Genomic DNA, 3205 nt, shown 5'->3' on the forward strand with positions numbered 1-3205 from the left:
GGGGCGGGGGGGGGGGGCGGCCGGCCCCCCCCGGGGGTGGGGGCGGGGGGGGGGGGGGGGCGGGGGGGGGGGGGGGCGGGGGGGGGGGGGGGGGGGGGGGCGGGGGGGGGGGGGGGGGCGCGCCGCCCCCCCCCCCCGCGAGCGCACGGGGTAGCCGGAGTCGGTGACGCATCGTCACTCCTTGCTGGGGGGTGTGGGGGTGGGCCTCGGGCAGCTGCTGCCGAGGCCGTCGCCTGGCACCGTGCCACGGTTGCCGCACCACAATCAATAGGGTGTGACATGTCACTTTGATTCGTGCACCCGAGCTTCGGACGCGAAGCACAGGAGCCGGTGGAACGGCTGACAGCGGCGGTTCGCGAGGCCCTGTGAGGACCCTTGCGATGACATATAACCTGTGACATTGTTCTGACCCTGATTCCGGTGACAGGTCACACGTCAACTCCCCCTCAGCCTCGTGGCCGACGCCGCGTCACCTCCCCCACCTCAGGACAAGGACACCGCAGTGCGTCTGCGCCAATCCCTTCCGCTCCTGGTGGCCGCCGCTCTCGCCGGCCCCGCCACCCTGCTCCCGACCCCTGCCCTCGCCGCGTCCCCGGCGCCGGTCGCCGCCGCGGCCCCCGCCTCGACCTCGGCGGTCCCGGGCCGGGCCCCGACCGCGCCGAAGCCGTTCGGCGCCGAGACGGCCGCCCCGTCCTCCTCCGAGCAGCTCGGCCGCACGGCCGCCCCGCTCCCGGCGGACCAGCTCGGCCAGGCCCTCCAGCCGACCGGCACGGCCGTCCGGTCCGCCCCGCAGTCGAAGTCCGCCGCCGCGGCCCAGCACGCGCTGACCGCCCAGGCGCCCGCCGCGGCCGGCTGCGCGCCCTCGGACTTCGGCAGCCGCAGCGGCGCCGGCCTGGTCTCCTTCGTCCAGGCCTCGACCACGGACTGCGTCAGCACGCTGTTCAACGTCACCGGCAGCGACGCGGCCGCCGTCTTCAAGCAGTCGCAGATGCTCGCCGTCGCCAACGCCTTCAAGGCCCAGGCCGCGAACTACTCCGGCGACAACTCCGCCAACCTCCTGCAGCTGGTGCTCTTCCTGCGGGCCGGCTACTACGTCCAGTCCAACAACGCGGGCACCGTCGGGCCCTACGACGCCTCGCTCACCGGCGCCGTCAAGGGCGGCCTCGACGCCTTCTTCGCGGGCTCGCACTGGAAGGACGTCAGCGACGCCAACGGCACCGTGCTCAACGAGGTGCTGGTCCTCACCGACAGCGCCAACATCCAGGGCCAGTACCTGAAGGTCTACCAGCAGGTCCTGAACGGCTACGACAACGGCTACAACGCCTTCCCGAAGATGGTGAAGGCCGTCAACGCCGTGCTGTACGCGCCGTTGTGGCGGGCCAACTGGAACCCGGACTACGTCAGCGCGATCGGCGCCGACCCGAGCGTGATCACCGCGCTGGCGAACTTCGCGCAGAAGCACAAGGACCTGCTCGGCACCGCCAACCAGTTCCTCGACGTCAACGCCGGCAACGACCTCGCCCGCACCGCCGGCGACGGCGGCTCCGTCGCGGCCTTCACCCGCCCGCTGGTCAAGCAGCTCCTCGACAGCACCCCGGTCACCGGCAGCACCGGCCCGCTGTACGTGTACACCGCGTACAACGCCAACCAGTACGACAGCACGCAGTGCTCCACCTACGGCACCTGCGACCTCCCCGGCAAGCTCACCGCCGCCGTGCTGCCCAACACCCTCGTCTGCGACAACCGCACCATCCGCACCGAGGACCTCACCCCCGCCGAGCTGGCCACCGTCTGCGCGAGCCTGCGCGGCGAGGACACCTTCTTCCACAACCTGGTCAAGGACGACGGCCCGATACCCGGCCAGTACGGCAAGAGCATCACCCTCGCCGTCTTCGCCAACCGGGACGACTACCTGACCTACTCCTGGGCGATCTACAACAACTCCACCGACAACGGCGGCCAGACCGTCATGGACGTCACCGACCCCAACAACAAGCCCGTGTCGGTGATGTACAAGAAGTCCTACATCGACGGCTTCCCGGCCAACGTGTGGAACCTCAACCACGAGTACACCCACTACCTCGACAACATCTACGACATGAAGGGCAACTTCGGCACCGAGATCTCCGTCCCGGACATCTGGTGGATCGAGGGCGTCGCCGAGTACGAGTCGTACACCTACCGCGGCACCACCGACACCCAGGCGATGGCCGAGGCCGCCACGCACCGGTACAAGCTGAGCACCGTCTTCCAGAACACCTACGACAACTCGGACACGGTGCGCACCTACCCGTGGGGCTACCTGGCCGTGCGGTACATGGTCGAGAAGCACCCGGACGTCATCCAGAACATGCTCGGCCACTTCCGCACCGGCGACTACCAGGGCGGCTACGCCGTCTACAACGGCCTCGGCACCTCCTACGACGCCGACTTCGACACCTGGCTGAACGCCTGCGCCGCCGGCGCCTGCTACGCGGACGGCCCGACCGCGCTCTTCGACCAGTCGGTCAACGGCGCCACCGTCACCCTCACCGACAAGTCCGTGGAGACCAACTCCCAGGCCTCGCTTGCTTCCTGGCACTGGACCTTCGGTGACGGCAGCAGCTCCGAGGACCGCAACCCGGTCCACACCTACGCGGCCGCCGGCACCTACACCGTCAACCTGACCGTGACCGACAGCGCCGGCAAGTCCACCAGCACCCCGACCTCGGTCACCGTCACCACCGGCGGCACCACCACCCTGCCGACCTGCACCGACCCGCGCACCGACGCCCTCGGCCAGAACTGCTCCCGGCCGAACCAGGCCCGCACCGCCGGGAACCTGGACTACTTCTACGTCTACCTGCCGGCCGGCACCAGCACCTTGAAGGTCTCCACCTCCGGCGGCACCGGCACGGCGGCCCTGTACTACAACGCCGACACCTGGGCCTCCCCCAGCGCCCACACGGCCGCCTCCACCAACCCGGGCACCACCCAGAGCCTGACCGTCACCAACCCGGCGGCCGGCTACCGGTACGTCAGCCTGTACGCCACCACCGACTTCAGCGGGGTGACGGTCAGCACCCAGTTCTGAGCCGGTACTTCGGCGAACCGCCCCAGCGGCGGCCCCCCCCCCCCGGGGGGGGCCCCGCGGGGGGGGGGCGGGGGGGGGGGACACCCCGGCGCGGGGGGGGGGTCCAACGGGGGGGGGGGGGGCCCCCCCCCC

1 protein-coding gene is annotated in these 3205 nt (G+C 71.3%); it reads left to right on the top strand.

The window, feature by feature from the left end:
* Window positions 1-502: 502 nt before the first annotated feature.
* Window positions 503-3073 carry a collagenase gene (locus ACFWXO_RS45190; RefSeq protein WP_380533056.1) on the top strand — a complete coding sequence of 857 codons (2571 nt, stop codon included), beginning with the start codon at window positions 503-505 and terminating at the stop codon, window positions 3071-3073.
* The last annotated feature ends 132 nt before the right edge of the window (window positions 3074-3205 follow it).

It is taken from the genome of Kitasatospora sp. NPDC059088, assembly GCF_042738155.1.
Lineage (GTDB): Bacteria > Actinomycetota > Actinomycetes > Streptomycetales > Streptomycetaceae > Kitasatospora.